19 protein-coding genes are annotated in these 19,916 nt (G+C 63.3%); 14 read left to right on the plus strand and 5 right to left on the minus strand.

What is annotated here, in order from left to right:
* The first annotated feature begins 135 nt into the window (after positions 1–135).
* Positions 136–1,308 (plus strand): acyl-CoA dehydrogenase family protein, encoded by a 1,173-nt coding sequence (locus ACFQ6Y_RS04850; protein ID WP_378629659.1) that lies wholly within the window; start codon positions 136–138, stop codon positions 1,306–1,308.
* Entirely contained in the window at positions 1,305–2,453 is a 1,149-nt protein-coding gene (locus ACFQ6Y_RS04855; RefSeq protein WP_378629662.1) for a CaiB/BaiF CoA transferase family protein, read from the plus strand. Before ACFQ6Y_RS04850 ends, ACFQ6Y_RS04855 begins: the two co-directional genes overlap by 4 nt.
* A 66-nt stretch (positions 2,454–2,519) precedes the next feature.
* Here ACFQ6Y_RS04855 and ACFQ6Y_RS04860 read toward each other — a convergent pair whose 3' ends face one another.
* Positions 2,520–3,521 carry an NADP-dependent oxidoreductase gene (locus ACFQ6Y_RS04860; protein WP_378629664.1) on the minus strand — a complete coding sequence of 334 codons (1,002 nt, stop codon included), beginning with the start codon at positions 3,519–3,521 and terminating at the stop codon, positions 2,520–2,522.
* Between the two features lie 111 nt (positions 3,522–3,632).
* Between ACFQ6Y_RS04860 and ACFQ6Y_RS04865 the strand changes: the two genes are divergently transcribed.
* Complete coding sequence (locus tag ACFQ6Y_RS04865) at positions 3,633–4,580, plus strand: alpha/beta fold hydrolase (RefSeq protein ID WP_378629667.1); 948 nt, start codon at positions 3,633–3,635, stop codon at positions 4,578–4,580.
* Positions 4,577–5,008, plus strand: a complete 432-nt coding sequence (locus ACFQ6Y_RS04870) for a nuclear transport factor 2 family protein (protein WP_378629671.1) — start codon at positions 4,577–4,579, stop codon at positions 5,006–5,008. The genes ACFQ6Y_RS04865 and ACFQ6Y_RS04870 overlap by 4 nt, the downstream gene beginning before the upstream one ends.
* An 18-nt stretch (positions 5,009–5,026) precedes the next feature.
* Here the strand turns inward: ACFQ6Y_RS04870 and ACFQ6Y_RS04875 are convergent, their stop codons facing one another.
* On the minus strand, positions 5,027–5,800 hold the full coding sequence (locus ACFQ6Y_RS04875) for an SDR family oxidoreductase (RefSeq protein ID WP_378629674.1): 774 nt from the start codon (positions 5,798–5,800) through the stop codon (positions 5,027–5,029).
* Between the two features lie 235 nt (positions 5,801–6,035).
* Here ACFQ6Y_RS04875 and ACFQ6Y_RS04880 point away from each other — a divergent pair, with 235 nt between their 5' ends.
* Complete coding sequence (locus ACFQ6Y_RS04880; protein WP_378629677.1) at positions 6,036–6,947, plus strand: hypothetical protein; 912 nt, start codon at positions 6,036–6,038, stop codon at positions 6,945–6,947.
* Here the strand turns inward: ACFQ6Y_RS04880 and ACFQ6Y_RS04885 are convergent.
* The gene (locus ACFQ6Y_RS04885; RefSeq protein ID WP_378531943.1) at positions 6,935–7,546 is read right to left on the minus strand and encodes a phosphoribosylanthranilate isomerase; all 612 of its coding nucleotides are present in this window, start codon (positions 7,544–7,546) and stop codon (positions 6,935–6,937) included. The genes ACFQ6Y_RS04880 and ACFQ6Y_RS04885 overlap by 13 nt on opposite strands.
* Before the next feature lie 69 nt (positions 7,547–7,615).
* Here ACFQ6Y_RS04885 and ACFQ6Y_RS04890 point away from each other — a divergent pair, with 69 nt between their 5' ends.
* The 3 genes from ACFQ6Y_RS04890 (at position 7,616) to ACFQ6Y_RS04900 (ending at position 10,977) form a co-directional block, all read left to right on the plus strand.
* Positions 7,616–8,917 carry an alpha/beta hydrolase gene (locus tag ACFQ6Y_RS04890; protein ID WP_378629680.1) on the plus strand — a complete coding sequence of 434 codons (1,302 nt, stop codon included), beginning with the start codon at positions 7,616–7,618 and terminating at the stop codon, positions 8,915–8,917.
* Positions 8,918–9,008: 91 nt separating this feature from the next.
* Positions 9,009–10,238 carry an acyl-CoA dehydrogenase family protein gene (locus ACFQ6Y_RS04895; protein WP_230814689.1) on the plus strand — a complete coding sequence of 410 codons (1,230 nt, stop codon included), beginning with the start codon at positions 9,009–9,011 and terminating at the stop codon, positions 10,236–10,238.
* 94 nt (positions 10,239–10,332) lie between these two features.
* Entirely contained in the window at positions 10,333–10,977 is a 645-nt protein-coding gene (locus tag ACFQ6Y_RS04900; protein ID WP_378629683.1) for a CatB-related O-acetyltransferase, read from the plus strand.
* A gap of 12 nt (positions 10,978–10,989) precedes the next feature.
* On the opposite strand, the gene ACFQ6Y_RS04905 is transcribed toward ACFQ6Y_RS04900, so the two are convergent.
* Positions 10,990–11,595 carry a hypothetical protein gene (locus ACFQ6Y_RS04905; protein WP_378629687.1) on the minus strand — a complete coding sequence of 202 codons (606 nt, stop codon included), beginning with the start codon at positions 11,593–11,595 and terminating at the stop codon, positions 10,990–10,992.
* Positions 11,596–11,662: 67 nt separating this feature from the next.
* On the opposite strand from ACFQ6Y_RS04905, the gene ACFQ6Y_RS04910 reads away from it, so the two are divergent.
* Positions 11,663–12,016, plus strand: a complete 354-nt coding sequence (locus tag ACFQ6Y_RS04910) for a VOC family protein (RefSeq protein ID WP_003939907.1) — start codon at positions 11,663–11,665, stop codon at positions 12,014–12,016.
* A 102-nt stretch (positions 12,017–12,118) separates the two neighbouring features.
* The gene (locus ACFQ6Y_RS04915) at positions 12,119–13,438 is read left to right on the plus strand and encodes a M18 family aminopeptidase (protein WP_378629689.1); all 1,320 of its coding nucleotides are present in this window, start codon (positions 12,119–12,121) and stop codon (positions 13,436–13,438) included.
* Between the two features lie 11 nt (positions 13,439–13,449).
* Here the strand turns inward: ACFQ6Y_RS04915 and ACFQ6Y_RS04920 are convergent, their stop codons facing one another.
* The gene (locus ACFQ6Y_RS04920; RefSeq protein WP_378629693.1) at positions 13,450–14,439 is read right to left on the minus strand and encodes a Dyp-type peroxidase; all 990 of its coding nucleotides are present in this window, start codon (positions 14,437–14,439) and stop codon (positions 13,450–13,452) included.
* 249 nt (positions 14,440–14,688) lie between these two features.
* Between ACFQ6Y_RS04920 and purL the strand changes: the two genes are divergently transcribed.
* The 4 genes from purL to ACFQ6Y_RS04940 are packed head-to-tail and all read left to right on the plus strand — an operon-like array spanning position 14,689 to position 19,798.
* Positions 14,689–16,968, plus strand: coding sequence for a phosphoribosylformylglycinamidine synthase subunit PurL (gene purL, locus ACFQ6Y_RS04925; protein WP_378629697.1), 2,280 nt, complete (start codon positions 14,689–14,691; stop codon positions 16,966–16,968).
* Between the two features lie 3 nt (positions 16,969–16,971).
* On the plus strand, positions 16,972–18,756 hold the full coding sequence (locus ACFQ6Y_RS04930; RefSeq protein WP_378629701.1) for an alpha/beta hydrolase: 1,785 nt from the start codon (positions 16,972–16,974) through the stop codon (positions 18,754–18,756).
* Positions 18,753–19,409 carry a CPBP family intramembrane glutamic endopeptidase gene (locus ACFQ6Y_RS04935; protein ID WP_378629704.1) on the plus strand — a complete coding sequence of 219 codons (657 nt, stop codon included), beginning with the start codon at positions 18,753–18,755 and terminating at the stop codon, positions 19,407–19,409. Before ACFQ6Y_RS04930 ends, ACFQ6Y_RS04935 begins: the two co-directional genes overlap by 4 nt.
* Positions 19,409–19,798, plus strand: a complete 390-nt coding sequence (locus tag ACFQ6Y_RS04940) for a sterol carrier family protein (protein ID WP_003939745.1) — start codon at positions 19,409–19,411, stop codon at positions 19,796–19,798. Before ACFQ6Y_RS04935 ends, ACFQ6Y_RS04940 begins: the two co-directional genes overlap by 1 nt.
* Positions 19,799–19,916 lie beyond the last annotated feature (118 nt).

Here is a 19,916-nt window from a genome sequence, read left to right on the forward strand (position 1 = left end):
CTGCTGTGGGTCCGGGTGTGGGTCGGAGTGAGGGTCGGGGATTGACGGGTGTGCAACCGGGCCCTACTCTAGGCGATGCAAACGATTGCGCAATCGTTCTCGCAAAGGATTGCGCCCGAGAACACTGGAGGCCCCGTGACCACGCCGCAGTCCCTGTCCGAGCTTTTTGCCATCGACACCCTGCTGGACGCCGAAGAGATCGCGATCCGCGACACGGTCCGCAAGATGGTCGACGATCGCATTCGCCCGCACATCGGCGAATGGTTCGAGGCGGCAACATTGCCGGCTCGTGAGCTGGCCAAGGAGCTGGGCGCGCTCGGCGTACTGGGGATGCACCTCGAGGGCTACGGCTGTGCCGGGATGAGCGCGACGGCGTACGGGTTGGCTTGCCAGGAACTCGAAGCTGTCGATTCGGGTATTCGCAGCCTCGTATCAGTCCAGGGTTCGCTCGCCATGTTCGCGATCCACCACAACGGAAGTGAAGAGCAGAAGGAAGAGTGGCTCCCGCGGATGGCGGCCGGTGAAGCCATCGGTTGCTTCGGTCTCACGGAACCCGATTTCGGATCCAACCCCGGCGGCATGCGAACCAACGCCAAGCGCGACGGCGACGACTGGATCCTCAACGGCACCAAGATGTGGATTACCAACGGCTCCATCGCGGACGTCGCCGTGGTCTGGGCGCGCACCGACGACGGCGTCCGCGGATTTGTTGTTCCCACCGACACTCCGGGCTTCTCCGCCCCCGAGATCAAGAACAAGATGTCGCTGCGAGCATCGGTCACCTCGGAGCTGGTGCTCGAAGACGTGCGTCTGCCTGCCTCGGCGATGCTGCCCAAGGCTCGCGGACTGTCCGGCCCGCTCGGCTGCCTCAACGAGGCACGCTTCGGCATCATCTTCGGCGCGATGGGTGCAGCACGTGACTGCCTCGAGACCGCGATCTCGTACGCGCGTGATCGCAAGGTCTTCGACAAGTCGCTCGCCGCGTACCAGATCACCCAGGCCAAGATTGCCGACATGGCAGTCGAATTGGGCAAGGGGCAGTTGCTCGCCATCCACCTCGGACGTCTCAAGGACGCCGGAACGGTCCGTCCCGAGCAGGTAAGCACCGGCAAGCTCAACAACGTCCGCGAAGCCATCAAGATCGCCCGTGAGTGCCGAACCATCCTGGGTGCCAACGGCATCACGCTCGAATACCCCGTGATTCGGCACGCCAACAACCTCGAATCCGTTCTCACCTACGAGGGCACCTCCGAGGTTCACCAGCTGGTGATCGGTCGTGCTCTCACCGGTGAAGAAGCGTTCCGGTGACGGTAGACGCTATCGGAGCGCTCGACGGTTTGGTGATCGCGGATTTCGGCCGCGTCCTCGCCGGTCCGTACGCCACGATGATTCTTGCCGATCTCGGCGCGGAGGTCGTCAAGATCGAGCGGCCGGGTGTAGGCGACGATACTCGCAGCTGGGGTCCGCCGTGGGTCGGGGACGAGTCGAGTTACTTCCTGTCGGTGAACCGCAACAAGAAGTCGGTCACCCTGGACCTGCGCGAGAACGCGGATCTCGAGAGTGCACGCGAGCTGGTCCGCAGCGCAGACGTAGTGGTGCAGAACTTCCTGCCGGGAACGATGGACCGTCTGGGTCTGGGCTACGACGCTGTCCGAGAAATGAATCCGCGTGCGGTCTACTGCTCGATCAGCGGGTTCGGTGGCAACAATTCTCTGCCGGGGTACGACCTGTTGATTCAGGCGGTCGGAGGATTGATGAGTATCACGGGTCCCGACTCCAAGACGCCCACCAAGGTCGGTGTCGCGGTGGTCGACGTCATCACCGGCTTGCATGCCAGCGTGGGAATCCTTGCAGCGCTGCGCCACCGCGATCGAACGGGCGAAGGGCAGCACGTCGAGGTCAACCTGTTGTCCTCGTTGCTGTCCGCGCTGGCCAACCAGTCGTCCGGCTACGTGGCCGCGGGTGTGGTGCCGGCGGCCATGGGCAATCGGCATCCGAGCATCGCGCCCTACGAGGTGTTCGACACCGCCGACCGCCCGCTGGTTCTCGCTGTCGGCAACGATCGCCAATTCGGTTCTTTGGTAGAGGTTCTCGGAGTTCCCGAACTTGCCGCGGATGTACGGTTCATCTCGAATCGGGATCGGGTCGCGCATCGAGAAGAGTTGTTCGACGCCGTCACGGCTGCGTTGGTCAAGGGCACAGCAGACTCGTGGTTCGAGGCACTGACCGAGCGCGGAGTCCCGTGCGGGCCCCTCAACGACATCGCCGACGCGATTGCACTGGCGGAGCGGCTGGATCTCGATCCGGTGGTGACCATCGACGATCCGCGTCGCGATGCACCGACTCGGCAGGTAGCCAATCCGATTCGGTTGAGCGGCACTCCGGCAACCTATCGGTCGGCCCCGCCGCGGTTGGGTGAGGACAGCGTTCCCACCCCGTCGGGCATTGGTTGACGCACGCGAATCGGCCACCGGAACACCGGTGGCCGATCTGCGTGTATGTCTGCGTGTGTGTCTGACTCAGCTGACCTTCAGGACCAGCTTTCCGGTGTTCGCACCGGCAAAGAGAAGATTGAGGCTGTCGCCGAATGCGTCGATGCCCCCGTCGACGACATGCTCGCGAGCCGTCAATTCGCCACTCTTGATCCACTTTCCGATCTGCTCCTGCGCTTCTGCATAGCGATCGAGGTAGTCGAAGACCACGAAGCCGGCCATCGTGGCCCGGTTGACGAGAAGTGACAGGTAGTGCGCGGGGCCGGGCTGAGGTTCGGTGGCGTTGTAGCCCGCGATGGCGCCGCAGATGACCACCCGAGCACCGAGACGCAGGCGGGACAGTGCTGCGTCGAGAATCTCACCGCCGACGTTGTCGAAGTACACGTCGATACCGTCGGGTGCATTGGACTTGAGTGCCTTGTAGACGGATTCGTTCTTGTAGTCGATGGCAACATCGAAGCCGAGGTCTTCGGTGAGCCACGCGCACTTCTCCGGACCACCGGCGATGCCGATGACCTTGCAGCCGTGGATCTTTGCGATCTGGCCGACGAGGCTGCCGACGGCGCCTGCCGCGCCGGATACTACGACGGTGTCACCTTCCTTCAGCTTTCCGACGTCGAGCAGTCCGAAATATGCGGTGACGCCGGGGAATCCGAGAGCGCCGAGCCAGGTCGGTAGGGGAGCGATCGATTCGTCGACCCGCGTGACATCGGTGCCGTCGGAAACACCGTATTCGGAAGCGCCGAACGATCCGGCGACGATGTCACCGACCTGGTAATCGGGGTGTTGCGACTCGGTGATGCGTCCGACGCCGTGGGCGCGCATGACGGAGCCGAGCTTGACCGGCGGAACGTAGGACTTGACGTCGTTGAGCCAACCGCGCATCGCGGGGTCGAGGGAGAGGTATTCGACCTTGACGACAAACTCGCCCGGTCCGGCGGACGGGATCTCGGCATCGACGTATTCCCAGGTGGAAGCGTCGGGAAGTCCTGTCGGGCGGGCGGCGAGGCGTACTTGGCGGTTGGTCATCTCTCCCCTTCGGCGAAACGAATTGAACTTGAGGCCGGATTCAATATAGGTGATGGATCACGAACTGGGAAGAGTTGGATGAACCGATTGGCGACTATGTATGTTCGATCGATGAGCAATGTGGTCGAAGACGCGCCTGGTTGGTTCACCCGGGCGCTGGAAGCGCCGGTCGAGACCGGTTCGGTGGAGGTCGAGGGCGCTGTGGTGCACTTTCGGGCTTGGGGGTCGGCCGGGTCGGCGGGGCCGGGTATCGTGCTGATCCACGGCGGTGCGGCCCACAGCAGGTGGTGGGACCACATCGCCCCGCAATTGGCTGATGGGCGGCGCGTCGTTGCCCTGGACCTGACGGGCCACGGCGACAGTGACACTCGCGATGCCTACGCGATGTCCCAGTGGGCTCGGGAGGTGCTGGCGGCGGCTGAGGCCGGGGGAATCGACGGCAAGCCGATTCTGGTCGGGCACAGTATGGGTGGGATTGTTTCTTTCGTGGCCTCACATCTGCATGGCGAGCTGTTGGACGGCGTTGTCATCATCGATTCTCCGCTCAAGGCGCGTACGCCAGAAGAAGAGGCAGCTCGACGCCAGAATGCGTTCGGTCCCAAGAAGGTTTACCCCTCCAGAGAAGATGCAATGGGTCGATTCCGCTTCGTCCCGCCGCAGGACTCGGGGGTACCCGCAGTGCGTGATCATGTGGCGGCCACGTCGATGGAGGAAGTCGACGGTGGTTGGTCGTGGAAATTCGATCCGAACTTCTTTCTCCGTGTCGGCGCCGAAGATGTTCTGAGCAGTGAACCACGTTGCCGCGTAGCATATTTCCGGGCCGAGAACGGAATTGTGTCCGACCGACTCATGGAACACATGCGCGGGTTGTTCGGACCGGAGGCCATCGTGGCGGAGATTCCCGAAGCTGGACATCACGTCATGATCGATCAGCCGTTGCAACTCGTGACCGGGGTGCGAACTGTGTTGAGTGCGTGGGCCGTCGCAAATCAAGTGCCCGCACAGCAAGTGCCCGTAAATCAAGTGGCAGGTAACGCCGAAGAAAGGGTAGAAGCATGAGCACGGTATTGACGCTCGAACCGAAAGTTGAAGCCGCCCTGCAGTTGTGGCACACCATGATCGAAACCGGTGACCTGTCGGAGCTGCCGACCATCGTCGCGCCCGACGCGCAGTTCCGGTCGCCCACCGGATTCAAGCCGTACCAGTCCGCGGATGCCGTTGTGCTCATTCTCAATACGGTGATCCAGGTCTTCGAGAACTTCGAGTACCACCGGCAGTTCGCCGGAGCCAACGGTCGGCAGGTCGTGCTCGAATTCAGTGCGAACATCGGCGACAAGAGCCTCAAGGGAATCGACATGGTCGAATTCGACGAGGACGGCAAGATCGTCGATTTCGAGGTCATGGTGCGTCCGGCCAGCGGGCTCGCCGCATTGGCTGCCGAGATGGGCAAGAGGCTCGGGCAGACGCTGCCGACCTACAAAGCCTGAACCGAGTCCGGCCAGGGCTCAGTTCGTACTGAATCCGCCGTTGGAGTGAAGGAGTTGTCCCGTAATCCAGCTTCCGGCGTCGGACATCAGAAACCGAACGAGGTCTGCAGTGTCGCCGGGAGTACCCAGCCGGCCGGCAGGGGTCCGGAGGGTGGCGGCCTGCCTGATCTCCGGTGTCATCCACCCTGTGTCGATAGGTCCTGGGTTGATGACGTTGGCTCTTACCCCACGTGATCCGAGTTCGACTGCGGCTGCGATGACGATGCGGTCGAGAGCTCCCTTGCTGGCTCCGTACGGGAGATTGTGGGCCGCATGGTCGCTGGTGAGCGCGATGATCCGTCCGGTCACCTGACTGGCGTCGTGCTGTTGCGGAAGTTGTTCAGCGAACGCTTTGATCAGCAGCCAAGAGGCGCGGGCGTTGACGGCGAAATGTCGTTCCCAGCTCTCGACGGTGGTGTCGAGGATGGAGCTGTCGACGCTTTCGCAATGTGAGAGCACCAGCCCACGAAGGTCGTTCCGCGCTGCGGCAGCGTCAACGAGCTGACCGGCAGCGTCCGGCGAGGCCAGATCTCCGGGAATCAGGTCGACACGGCTCCCGAGTGCGCGACACTTCTCTGCAATGTCCTGCGGATCGTGCGCTCCGCGGACGAACCCGACGCGTTCGTCATAAGGCTCCCAGTAGCCGATCGTCAGATCCCAACCATCCTCGGCGAGACCCAATGCAAGGCCTGCTCCGATCGACTTGCTCCGGCCGACACCGGTGATCAACACGGTTCCGCGCTTGTCAGACACTGCTCGCCTCCAGAAACTTCGTGTAACTGACGCGGGATTTCCTGCAACTGACGCGCACAACTCGAGCGGTCAACCGCGGGTGAGGTCACTTCAGTTGGAAGGACCACTGTATCGGGCGAGCGGGTACCGTCGGCCCCTCGACCTGGCAAGAGTCTTGACACGGCGCTGTTCACAGCGTTTGACTGAGATGCAAGCTCGAGTTGATTCGCCGGACTGTGTCCCGGGAGGTTGACCTATGCGCGGCAAGGGAATTGCAGGCAAGGCTTTCTCAGGCGAGGGCTGTAGACGTGGGGCACGGTCGCACCGGGGGACCATCCCGGTACTGGCTTTGGTTGGGGTGTGCGTACTTTCGTTTGCCATGACTCAGACGGCCGGCGCTCAACCTGTTGCGGAGACTGTCGATACCGGGTTCGTGATCCCCTTTGCCGGGGCACCTGGCTACGAGATCGTCGCGCCCACACAGCTGACCAGTCCGGATCAGCTCAACCAGCCGCTGGGGCAACCGGTAGCGGACGAGATTGCCGCGCAGATCGGACTCGAACCAGCCGACACTTTGTCCGAGGAGCAGTATCGCGATCTCATCTCCGGCGGTGGGGTCGGGGGCAATCGCGAGGACGCCGAGGTGATCGACGAATGCGCCCGAATATTGACCAATACGAACGGGCGCCCTCTCTACTCCGGCACTACGCCGTCGGCTCTGGCCAGTTACGGGTTGTACGTGAACCCCGACGGATTGTTGGAGAGTCCCGCCAACGCGGATGCGCCGACGCGGCAGGTGAATACGCTGATCGCTCCCGGCGGTTTTGTCGGCACTTGGTTACGCAACAACGGTGCGACGCACTCTCTGATTGCGCTCTATCAGTCGGCATACACGGTGCAAGCGGTCTACGGATTTGCAGCGCAACAGATTTCGGGTGAAGCGCAGCTGGTGACCAACACCAAAGGCGATGTGAGTTCGGAAGTCGGCATGTCGATGGCGCCGCCGCTCTGGATAGTGAACTTCGCTCTGCTCTACATCTTGAAGCCCGCACTGGCGGCAGCGATGCCTGCACACTGGGCTCCCATTCCGCCTGCCGTTGCCGACGCGGTGAAGGCGAGTCCCACCGGCCAAGTCGCGTTCAGTGACTACGCGTCCTACTTCGAGTGATCGGTCTGCCGGACAGCGCTCACGAACTTCTCGATCAAAGCGTGGTCCTTGACGCCGCGGGACGATTCGACGCCGCTGGAGACGTCGACGCCCCAGGCGCCGGTGGCATCCAATGCGTCGCGCACGTTGTCCGGGGACAGTCCGCCCGCCAGGATCCACTGGCCCTGCGGGCGCGATTGCTGTTGGGCCCAGTCCCACGGCACCCCGGATCCGGCGTCTGCGCCGTCGATCAGGAGTTCGTCCTCACCGAGGTCGAGGTTGTAACCGTCGCGGACGTTGCTGGAGACGACTGCACGGATCACGGTAAGGCCGGCGTCGTGAAGTCGCTGCACTTGCTCGGCGTCGACAAGATCGTGAATCTGCACGGTGCGAAGTCCGGTGATCTCGGCGATCTCTAGGATCTGATCGATCGGGTTGCCGAGAAAGACTCCGATTGCCCGGATATGGGCAGGGACACGCGCGAGCAGGTCGACTGCGAGCGTGGGGTCGACTTTGCGGACGCTCTCGGCGAAGACGAAACCGATGGCGTCGACGCCCAGGCCCACCGTGAGGTCAACCGTGTCAACGTCGCGTAGGCCACAGACCTTGATGAATGTCACCTGATACAGAGTACTAGCGTCGTCGTCTAGCCTCGTGCGTGCGACATTTCTACGCGCGAGAGGCTTGACGTGGACTGGCTCTACCGAATCAGTTTGATCTCGGGACCGCTGCCGGTGATCCTGACTGTCCTTGGGGTCCTGGGTGGTGTGTGGCTGCTCGGTTCGAACGTGCGGTGGTACTACCGCAGAGCTGTGCCGATCGCGGGGCTGATCGCACTGGTGATCATGATCGCCGCCTGGATCACGGTCGAAAAGGTGATCGTGCCGTTCCCCGATCCCATCGCGATGTCGATCTACGTGTGGATCGGTCTCGGTATCTACGCGCTGCTACTTCTCGGGCCGCGAATCAAGGCGGGCGGAACCGTCGCGAAGGCGGTGCTGTCCGTGGTCGCGACAGTGCTGGTCATCGTCACCGCCGCGACCCAGATCAATCTGGTCTTTGCCGCCTACCCGACTGTGGGAATTGCGTTCGGCCACGACGATTTCGACCGCATTTCACTCGATGAGGTTCCCGGTCCGACGGATCCTGTTGTCACCGGCAACCCCACCGACACGGTGTGGAAAGCGCCCGAAGGCATGCCGATTCGCGGACGAGTCACGACTTTGCCGGTCCCCGGAACTGTTTCGGGATTCTCGGCGCGTGACTCTCAGGTGTATCTGCCGCCGTCGTACTTCACGAATCCGCGTCCACTTCTTCCCGTACTGGTGCTGATGGCCGGTCAGCCTGGCAAGCCCGAGGACTGGCTCCAGGGCGGAAAGCTCACCGCGACAATGGATTCTTTCGCGCGCGATCACGCCGGGCTCGCCCCGGTGGTCGTCATCGCCGACGGAACGGGTTCGCAGATGGCCAATCCGCTGTGCACCGATTCCTCGCAGGGCAAGGTCGGCACGTATCTGGCAAAGGACTTGCCCGCGGCAGTGGCGAATGCGTTCCAGATCGACACGAATCCGAGAGCGTGGGCCATCGGCGGGCTCTCCTACGGCGGTACCTGTTCACTGCAGATGGCGACCAACTACCCCGACGTGTATCCGACGTTCCTCGATCTGTCCGGTCAGTTGGAGCCTTCGCTCGGTGACCGACAGCGGACCGTCGACGAGATCTTCGGCGGCGACGAGGCAGCCTTCGTGAAGGTGAATCCGATGGATCTCCTGGCGACCCGGAAGTTCCCGAACTCGGGCGGAGTGTTCGTCGTCGGAACAGATGACAACGAGTTCAAGCCCGGCCAGCAGAAGGTGTACGAAGCGGCCAAAGCGGCCGGAATGGACGCCAGGTATCTCGAGCTTCCCGGTGGTCACAGCTTTTCGGTGTGGTCCGCGGGCGTCGAACAGGAACTGGTGTGGATCTCGCAGCGAATGGGACTGATCAGCTGAATCCTGTTCCGGTTTTGGAACGTGTTCTATATTCGGTGTGTGGCTGTCGTTCGGCAGTCTCCCGATCGTTCACCGACTGGAGTTCAGGCACATGTACGAGTGGTCCGACACCGACCTGATGTTCCGCGACGCCTTGCGGGGCTTTATCGACAAAGAGGTGCGACCTCACGTCGACGAGCTCGAAAGTGGTGCGCTGCCGCCGTTCGACATCATCCGCAAGCTGTACTCGACCTTCGGTCTCGCAGACATGGCACGCGAGGGTCTCGAGAAGTCGCTGGCACGTGAGCGTGGCGATGCGCCCTCCAGTGACGGTGAGAAGTCGAGTGCATTCAGCGGCGCAGGCAGCATGGGCGTCGTGCTCAACAGTGAATTGGCCGGAGTCAGCCTCGGTCTCGTCGCGTCGTTGGGCGTCAGCCTCGGATTGGCCGCCGGAACCATCCGCAGCCGCGGCACACTCGCGCAGAAGGAACGCTGGCTCCCCGGCCTGGTGACATTCGAAACCGTCGGCGCCTGGGCGATCACCGAACCGGATTCGGGCTCGGATGCCTTCGGCGGCATGAAGTCCTACGTGCGCCGCGATGGTGACGACTACATCCTCAACGGCAACAAGACCTTCATCACCAACGGTCCGTACGCCGACGTGATGATCGTCTACGCAAAGCTCGACGAGGGCGACGCGTCGGTTGATCGCCGCGATCGCAAGGTGCTCGCCTTCATCCTCGACAAGGGCATGGAAGGACTCACGCAGAGCCCGCCGTTCAAGAAGATGGGCATGAATTCCTCACCCACCGGTGAGTTGTTCTTCGACAACGTCCGCATCACCAAAGACCGCCTGCTCGGCGAAACCGAGGACAGCGGAAAGTCGGACGGTAAGTCCAGCGCCAAGGAGAGCTTCGCCGCCGAACGCATCGGCATCGCGTCCCTCTCGCTCGGCATCATCAACGAATGTCACCGTCTGAGTATCGAATACGCGAAATCCCGCAAGCTGTGGGGACGCGAGATCGGGCAGTTCCAGCTCATCCAGCTCAAGCTGGCCGAGATGGAGGTCGCTCGAATCAACGTGCAGAACATGGTCTTCAACGCGATCGAACGCACCGCAGCCGGAGACAAGGTGAGCTTGGCGGAGGCGTCGGCGATGAAGCTGTACTCCTCGCGCGCGGCGACCGAAGTCGCGATGGAAGCCGTGCAACTGTTCGGTGGAAACGGCTACATGGCCGAGTACCGAGTGGAGCAGTTGGCGCGTGATGCCAAGTCGCTCATGATCTATGCAGGCAGCAACGAAATTCAGGTCACCCATATTGCCAAGGGGCTTCTGGGCTGACGCCCGGCACGTTTGCGCGTGTCGGTCGACCGCAGCAGGAACCGGATAGTCTTGCTGCGGTCGGCGACACCGCGCCGACGGATCGGAGTTGGTAATGAACGCGTCAGATTTCACTGTGCCGGATCCCGCCCTTGTTCATCCGATGGCTGGGCAACCGCGAGTGGTGTTGCTGAGGCCGTTGATCGACAACCCGTTGATCGAGGTAGGGGAGTACACCTACTACGACGATCCGGAGTTCGCCGAAGAGTTCGAGACCCGAAACGTGTTGCACCACTACGGTCCCGACAAACTGGTGATCGGAAAGTTCTGCGCGCTGGCAACCGGCGTCACCTTCATCATGAACGGCGCAAATCATCGCATGAACGGTGTCTCCACCTACCCGTTCCCGATCATGGGCGGCGATTGGGCCAGGCACATGGATTTGGTGCAGGATCTGCCGTCGCGCGGAGACACCGTCGTCGGGAACGACGTGTGGTTCGGCGGGAACGTGACAGTCATGCCCGGTGTTCGGATCGGTCATGGGGCGATCGTGTCCACTGGTGCCGTCGTGACGCGCGACGTCCCGGACTACGCAATTGTCGGCGGCAACCCGGCAACGGAGATCAAGCGCCGCTTCAATGCTGAAGACATCGAGAAGTTGGTTCGAATTGCGTGGTGGGACTGGCCGATCGAGAAGATCACCGGCCACGTCCGGGTGATCTCGGACGGGAGTGTCGCGGAACTCGAAGCGGTCGAGTGATCTCCTCGCCCGCTAGTTCGTTCGTGTGAGCGAGTAGTTCCGGACGTGAAGCAGAGTGGCGGCGACAAGACCGACAGCAAGACCTGTGGCTGTGAAGGTGATCAGGTTCGGTTCGAGGTCGAAGTGGATGATGGCTGATTCGGGGTAGGGGTTCTGCGGGTCACGAGGTTCGGGAAGGACCACCGAATAGAAGGTGGGCGGCCAGATTCGTCCGACAACGGCAACCGCGAGTCCGTAGGCCGCTCCGAAGATCGAAAGCGCAAGCAGAAGAACCAATTTTCTGCCACCTGTGTCGCGTGACAGCTGCCATCCCGTTGCGTTCAGTGTTGCCGACACCGCAATAGCGACAGCCGTTCCGACAATCAGGAACCACGCAGTTGCGGGAAACCAATGAGGGGCATCGAAGTAGCTGTAGCCTTCGACAACCCACATGTATCCGGTCTTGCCGTCCTCCGCCGGCGGCGGTGGCGGAGGCTGGATTCCGAGATGTTCTGTTCGCAGAGACGGCGTGGCAAATCGCCAGGCGAGCACTCCGAGGCAGCTCAACAGCAATCCGGTCGCGATGAAAACGGCGAAGAGTGGTTCTGAAGCGCGGTTGCGCAGCGTTGTGAGTCGCATTCGAGGATCGTCTCATCTCAGCCCGAGATCGAGAGTCTTTGTCGGTGGCTTCCATTAGCGTGTGCGCATGACTCTCACACTCGGCATGATCACCTTCGACAGTCTCGATCCCGGTCCGCTCGCAACGTGGTGGGCAGCGCAGTTGGGCGGAAACATCGTCGAGGAGAACGACGGTTGGTTCTACATCGTCTCGGTCCCGGACAGCGCCACAAACTTCGCTTTCCAGAAGGTCCCGGATCCCACGGCCGGGAAGAACCGTATCCACCTCGATCTGGGGAGTCCGGATCTCGACGCCGAGGTGGCGCGACTCGTCGAGGCTGGGGCAACTGAGCACCACCGCGAGAACATGGACGGCTTCCGCTGGGTGACGCTCCTCGATCCTGATGGGAATCAGTTCTGCGTGTCCGGTCCGCACGCCTGAGCTGACCGGTCCTGTGCCCACCTGATTCACGGCCACCGATTCGCGCCCACTGATTTCGCGCCCGCTGATATCCCGGACACCTGTTCGGGCATGATGAGGGGCATGACTTCTCAGACTTCTCGGACGTCTCAGGCCGGGGCGGCTTCTCTGACCGGGGCCGACGCAGACGGCTTGTGCAGCTTCGTCGATTCGTCACCGTCGCCGTTCCATGTGTGCGCGACGGTGGCGACCGAGCTGACGGCCGGCGGGTTCGTCGAAGTCCACGAAACGCAGTCGTGGCCAGCCGAGCCCGGACGGTACTTCCTCGTGCGAGGCGGTTCGCTGATCGCCTGGAGCACCGAGGGCGTCGGAAGTACCGCTCCGTTCCGGATTGTCGGAGGTCATACCGACAGCCCGAACCTGCGGGTCAAACAGCATCCCGACCTCACTTCGGCCGGGTGGCAGATGGTGGGCCTCGAACCGTACGGCGGTGCGTGGCTGAACTCCTGGCTCGACCGCGATCTCGGTATCTCGGGACGATTGAGTGTGCGGGTGGGAAACACTGTGGAGCAGAGGCTGGTTCGTATCGACGACCCGATTCTTCGTGTTCCGCAGCTGGCTATCCACCTGTCCGAAGATCGCAAGGGCGTGACGCTGGATCCGCAGCGGCACGTCAACGGAATCTGGGGAGTGGGTTCGAAGCCCAAGTCTTTCATCGGTTTTGTCGCCGAGCGTGCGGGTGTGGCCGCGTCGTCGGTTCTCGGCTGGGAGTTGATGACACACGACCTTGCGCCCAGCGCAGTGGTGGGTGTGGACAAGGAATTGGTCAGCGCCCCTCGGCTCGACAACCAGGGCACGTGTTATGCAGGGACACAAGCACTTCTGGCCGCGGCCGAGTCGCCGGGGCAGCAGGTTCCGGTGCTCGCACTCTTCGATCACGAAGAGGTCGGCAGCATGTCCGATCGCGGAGCTTTCTCGGACCTGCTCAACACCGTGCTCGAGCGGATCGTGTTGGGGCGCGGTGGTGGCCGCGAAGAATTCCTGCAGGCGATGGCCGGCTCGGTATGCGCGTCGGGCGACATGGCGCACGCCACGCACCCCAACTATCCGGACCGCCACGAGCCCGCTCATCGGATCGAGATCAACGGTGGGCCGGTACTCAAGGTGAACCAGAACTTGCGATACGCCACCGACGCAGCCGGTGCAGGCGAATTCGCGCTCGCCTGCGATCAGGCAGGAGTGCCCATGCAGCGCTACGTCCACCGCGCCGATCTGCCGTGCGGCTCCACCATCGGACCGATCACGGCATCACGCACCGGACTCTCCACCGTAGATGTGGGCGCGCCTCAGCTCGCCATGCACTCGGCCCGCGAGCTGATGGGCGCGGCAGATGTCCGCATGTATGCCGACGCTCTTGGCGCCTTCCTCACGCCGCGTAGTTAGTGGGTGCGTAGTTAAAAAAGTGCAGGGAGCCCAGTGGGCGTAGAGGGCGCAGTCGGTAGATCCTCGAAGAAGTCGGCGCTCGGTGTGAAGAACATCGAGCCCGTCACGGCCGTCGAGAAGTCGAGCAGACGGTCGTAATTGCCGCGAGGGTTGCCGAGAAACATGTTCTCGAGCATCCGTTCGGTGATCGCCGGAGTGCGGCAGTAGCCGATGAAGAAGGTGCCGATCTCGTCGTCGCCGAGGCGTCCGTACGGCATGTTGGCACGCAGGATCTCGAGAGCCTTGCCGTTCTCGTCCTTGATCGCGTTGAGGGCTACGTGCGAGTTGGCCGGCTTCACTTCCGACGTCATCTCGATGTCCTCGAGCTTGCTGCGCCCGATCACACGCTCCTGCTCGTCGACGGTGATTGCTTCCCAGTCCCGCATCTTGTGGATGTAGCGCTGGATGTGGACGTAGCTGCCGCCTGCGAACTCTGGATCCTCGTCGCCGACCGTCACCGCGGCGACGGCGTCGCGGCCCACCGGATTCTCGGTGCCGTCGACGAAGCCGATGAGGTCGCGGTTCTCGAAGTACTGGAAGCCGTGAACTTCGTCGACGACGGTGACCGCGCCGTGCAGTCGCTTCGTGATCTGCCGAGCGACCTCGAAACACGCGTCCATGCTCATCGCGCGGATGTGGAAGAGCAGATCGCCGGGAGTCGACGGCGCCGAGTGAACGTCACCCCGTAGAGCGGTGAACGGGTGCAGTAGGGCAGGGCGCGGACCGGCGAACAGTCGATCCCAGGCCGACGATCCGATGCTTGTCACCACATCCAAACCTGATCCGGGGACGCGCAGTCCCACGGCGCGCTGCAGACCCGCGACGTCGGCGAGTAGTTCTCGTGTGGTGTTCTCGCCACCCGGATTCACGGTCGCGACCAGGAAAATTGCAGCCGGAGTGAGGGGAGTGGTCACCGACTGGGACTGCGCCGTGAGATCGGACTGACGAACATCCTGGGGCATGCGAGGCCTTTCGAGGAGAGAGTGGACCGGGCTGACTTTAAGAAAACCGACCGGATTACCCAAACCGGTTCGGGTGTGACCGGCGATACTTCGCAGGCCCGGAGGTGTTGCGGGTGCTGCCGTCTGCGGAAGTCGTCGGCCCACACCGATAGACTGTCCCCCGGCACGTTCTTTCGTTGGGCACATTCGTGGTGTCCCGCTCCGCGCCGGCTTGCCTCTTGACTCCCGTAGGGAAGGGACCACTCTCCAGTGTCTGCTCACCAGGTCGATACCGTCACGCACGCATCGGCTGATCCCGATGCCGCTCAGCCGTTCAAGGAGCTCGGTCTCAAGGACGACGAATACGCACGCATCAAGGAGATCCTGGGCCGCCGTCCCACGGACGCCGAACTGGCGATGTACTCGGTGATGTGGAGCGAGCACTGCTCGTACAAGTCCTCGAAGGTCCACCTCGGATACTTCGGCAAGACCACCACCGACGAGATGCGCGCCAACATGCTGGCCGGTATCGGTGAGAACGCCGGCGTCGTCGACATCGGTGACGGCTGGGCAGTCACGTTCAAGGTCGAGAGCCACAACCACCCGTCGTACGTCGAGCCCTACCAGGGTGCGGCCACCGGCGTCGGCGGCATCGTCCGCGACATCATGGCCATGGGTGCGCGCCCGATCGCCGTCATGGATCAGCTGCGTTTCGGCGCTGCTGACGCCCCTGACACTCGTCGCGTCGTCGACGGTGTCGTGCGCGGTGTCGGTGGATACGGAAACTCCCTCGGCCTCCCCAACATCGGCGGCGAGACGGTCTTCGACGAGTCCTACGCAGGCAACCCGCTGGTCAACGCCCTCGCGGCCGGCGTCATGCGTGTCGAGGATCTGCATCTGGCCTTCGCTTCAGGTGCGGGCAACAAGATCATCCTGTTCGGCGCACGCACCGGTCTCGACGGAATCGGTGGCGTCTCGGTTCTCGCGTCGGCGACGTTCGACGGTGACGGCGGCGGACGTAAGAAGCTGCCCGCGGTTCAGGTCGGCGACCCGTTCACCGAGAAGGTGCTCATCGAGTGCTGTCTCGACCTCTACAAGGCCGGCCTCGTTGTCGGTATCCAGGACCTCGGCGGCGCCGGGCTGTCCTGCGCCACCTCCGAGCTGGCTGCAGCCGGCGACGGCGGCATGCACATCAACCTCGAGAAGGTTCCGATGCGCGCCACCGGCATGACCCCGGCCGAGGTGCTCTCGAGCGAATCGCAGGAGCGCATGTGCGCCGTGGTCACGCCCGAGAACGTCGATGCGTTCATGGAGGTCTGCAAGAAGTGGGACGTCCTGGCCACCGACATCGGCGAGGTCACCGACGGTGAGCACCTCACCATCTCCTGGCACGGCGAGACCGTCGTCGACGTTCCCCCGCGCACCGTCGCTCACGAGGGCCCGGTCTACAACCGTCCCGTCGAGCGCCCGGCAAGCCAGGACGCGTTGATCGCGAACACGACGGCAGGGCTTAAGCGCCCCGAGACGGACGAAGAACTCGAAGCAACTCTGCTGAAGATGATCGCTTCGCCTGCTCTGTGCAGCCGCAAGTGGATCACCGAGCAGTACGACCGCTACGTCCGCGGCAACACCGTCCTGGCCGAGAACGCCGACGGCGGCGTCATCCGCATCGACGAGAAGACCGGACGCGGAATCGCGCTGTCCACCGACGCTTCGGGCCGCTACACCGCGCTCGATCCGTACACCGGTGCCCAGCTCGCATTGGCCGAGGCTTTCCGCAACGTGGCAGTCACGGGCGCAACGCCCAAGGCCGTCTCCAACTGCCTCAACTTCGGTTCGCCCGAGGATCCGGGTGTCATGTGGCAGTTCCAGCAGGCTGTTCGCGGCCTCGCCGACGGCTGCGCCACCCTTGGCATCCCCGTCACCGGCGGCAACGTCAGCTTCTACAACCAGACCGGATCCACGGCGATCCTGCCGACGCCGGTGGTTGCCGTCCTCGGTGTGATCGACGACGTTCACCGCCGCATCCCGACGGGCCTCGGACTCGAGCCCGGCGAGACGCTGATCCTGCTCGGCGACACCCACGACGAGATCGACGGTTCAATCTGGTCGCAGGTCGAGCACGGTCATCTCGGTGGCGTGCCGCCGAAGGTCGACCTGGCCCGCGAGCAGCTGCTCGCGGACATCCTGCTCGCCTCCTCGCGTGACGGACTGGTCACCGCAGCCCACGATCTCTCCGAGGGTGGACTGGCCCAGGCCGTCGTCGAAGCTGCGCTGGCCGGCGAAACCGGTTGCCGCATCCTGATTCCCGAGGGTGCCGATCCGTTCGTCACCCTGTTCTCGGAATCGTCGGGACGCGTCCTCGTTGCTGTTCCGCGCACGGAAGAAACCCGCTTCACGGGTATGTGCACCGCCCGCGGCTTGCCGTGGACGCGTATCGGAGTCGTCGACGAGGGCAGTGATTCCGTCGAGGTCCAGGGACACTTCTCCGTCACGATGGCCAAGCTCCGTGAGGCCTTCGAGGGAACGCTGCCCGCTCTGTTCGGGTGATAGATGGTCGATTCCGGAGAACTGACTTCTTCTGACAGCCAGCCGCAGGAACACCACCTGCGGCTGGCTGTTCCCGCATCTCTCGAGAAGCTCGACAACCGCTTCACCGAGTGGGCGTGGGGTCTCCTCAAGCTCGACTTCACCGGCATCGCGTTTGCCGCGTTCTTCTTCTGCTGGTCGTTGACTCCTTCGCTGCTTCCGCGAGATTGGCTGTTCCAAGGTCTGATCGGCGGCATCAACTCGGCCATCGGCTACGGGGTCGGTACCGCGATCGGCTGGGCTGTCGAGCGATACCTGCTCAGCGGGCGACGGTGGTGGCCACTGCCCGAACCGGTGCCCTCCGCGATCAAAGTGTTCGTTCCGGTCGCGTCCATCGTCGCGGCGATCATCATGCTGGTCTACGCGGCCGGGTGGCAACGCGAAATCGCGGCACTGACCGATGCCGAAGGCACGACCACCTCGGGCTACATCCGAACCCTCGGACTGAGCCTGCTCGTCGGCGGTCTGCTCATCTCGATCTGGCGGGTCCTCCACGATCTGGTGAAACTGATTGCCCGACAGCTGATGCGGCGGTTCCACTGGTCACGGTCGGTGGCCAACGGTGTCGGCGTCCTGGTTGTCACCGTTCTGTTCTTCATGCTGGTCGACGGCGTCCTGGTCCGCGGAATCTACGCCGCGACCAACTCGATCTTCAGTCTGCAGAACTCGACCACTCGCGACGGCGTCGTCGAACCTCAGGATCCGATGAAATCGGGTAGCCCCGAATCTGCTGCTCCCTGGGACACATTGGGGTTCGAGGGGCGAAACTTCGTCTCGCGCGGACTCGACGCGCAGGAACTCGAAGCGGCAACCGGTAAGCCGGCGATGGATCCGATTCGCGTGTACGCCGGCCTCGAAAGCGCCGAAGATCCCGAAGAGCGCATGGATCTGGTCATCAAAGAACTGGAGAGGACCGGCGCATTCCAGCGCAAGGTTCTCGTGGTCATTCCGACGACGGGTACGGGGTGGGTCAATCCCACTGCGGCGCAGGCAATCGAACTTGTGCACGACGGCGACACTGCTCTTGTCGCCAGCCAGTACTCGTACCTGCCGAGTTGGATCTCGTTCCTCGCCGACCAGGAGAAGGCGCAAGCTGCCGGACGCCTGTTGATCGAGCGGGTGCACGAAAGATGGCTCCAGGAACCGGAAGCCACCAGGCCGAAGTTCATGGTCTACGGCGAGAGCCTCGGCGTCATGGCCGGCGCCGGAGCCTTCGACACACTGCAAGCGGCGCGCGATACCGCCGACGGAATACTGTGGGTTGGCCCACCGAACGCGACGCAGTTGTGGCGTTCGATCGAGAAGAGGCGCGATCCCGGTACCCCCGAAGTAGCGCCCGTCTACGCGGACGGCCTGGCCGGCGTACGGTTCGCGGATCGCTCCGAAGACATTCCGACCGACGGGATGACGTGGCCGGAGCCGCGAGTCCTGTTTGTCCAGCACCCTTCCGATCCGGTGGTGTGGTGGTCGCCCGACCTCATGTTCAATCGTCCCGAGTGGCTCAAGGAAGTACCGGGATTCGACCGCTCACCGTCGATGAAGTGGTTCCCGGTCGTGACGTTCTGGCAGGTGTCCGCCGACCTCGGCAACGCCGCGGGAGTTCCGGACGGCCATGGTCACAATTACGGAACCTCCGTTCTGGACGCCTGGATCAGCGTTGCCCAGCCCGAGGGATGGACGGCCGCAGAAACCGAGCGGGTGCGATCGGCTTTGGTTGTCGCCGTGAAATCCGAGGGCCCGGAGAAGTGAGGGGAGCAGCCTCGATCGCGCTTTCCGCCGCCGCGATCACCTGGAGCAACGTCGTGCTTCCGGCATTCGGTCTTTCGCCTCGTGCCCGCGCCGTGGTCAACACTGCGGCCGGTCTGTCGGCTATCGGTGTCCTACTCGCACGTGGTTACACCCGCGAGGAACTCGGCTTGGCGCACACCGGCATTCGTGGTGGTGCTCAGTTCGGCGGAGCCGCGGCCGGCGCAGTGCTTACGGGTTACAGCGTCGCTTTAGCCGTTCCCTCGTTGCGCGCGACTCTCGCTGCCGACGAGCGCGCAGACGGCCGTGAGGACTTCCTCGAGTGGATCATCTTGCACATCCCCTTCGGCACGGTGCTTTCCGAGGAACTGTTGTTCCGGAGCGCGATGTCCGCAGTCTGGAATCGTGAGCTGAACCGTCCCACCGCGCAGGCTGTTCATGCACTGACTTTCGGGTTGTGGCACGTCGCCCCCGCCCGCGGTGCCGGCGACAACGTTCCCGCTGCAGTGGCATTCACCGGTGCGTCGGCATTGCTGTTCGAGTGGCTGCATCGCAGGGGCGGCAGTGTCCTCGCACCGGCATTGCTGCACCTCGCGACCAATGCCGGTGGGGCACTTGCCGTTCGTATCGCTACTCGAAGACAGGGAGTGAACTGATGCCGCCCCGCCGCGCCGTCGACCCCGCCGAATTCCGTGCCGCAGTCCTGGCTGTCGGCCCGTGGCTTCGCGATCCGGAACTTCCGAAGCCTTCTCGCGCTGAACTCGGCGCCGCAGTGAAGATGAGTGCGCGCACTCTCGAACAGATCGCCCCCGGATCGAGCGTCGAGGTGCGCGTCCCACCGTTTGTTGCGGTGCAGTGCATCGAAGGTCCGCGTCACACCCGCGGAACCCCGCCCAACGTCGTCGAGACAGACGCTCGGACCTGGTTGCAGATGGTCACCGGACTCCTCGAGTTTTCCGAGGCCGCAGGTGACGGACGAGTCGATGCATCAGGTAGCCGCGCCCCAGAAATAGCGCACTGGCTCCCCCTGCTGCGGTTGGCGTAGTGACAGAGCGGTTGGCGTAGTTACTAGAGACCACCCGGTTCGCTTCGGAGTGATCTGAGGCCCAAGGCTGCCCTCAGGGGAAGTGGGTCCCAAAATGGCCGTAGACTGTGGATGCCCC

Origin of the sequence: Rhodococcus sp. NPDC056516, assembly GCF_042794655.1 — a bacterium.
Taxonomy (GTDB): domain Bacteria; phylum Actinomycetota; class Actinomycetes; order Mycobacteriales; family Mycobacteriaceae; genus Rhodococcus_F.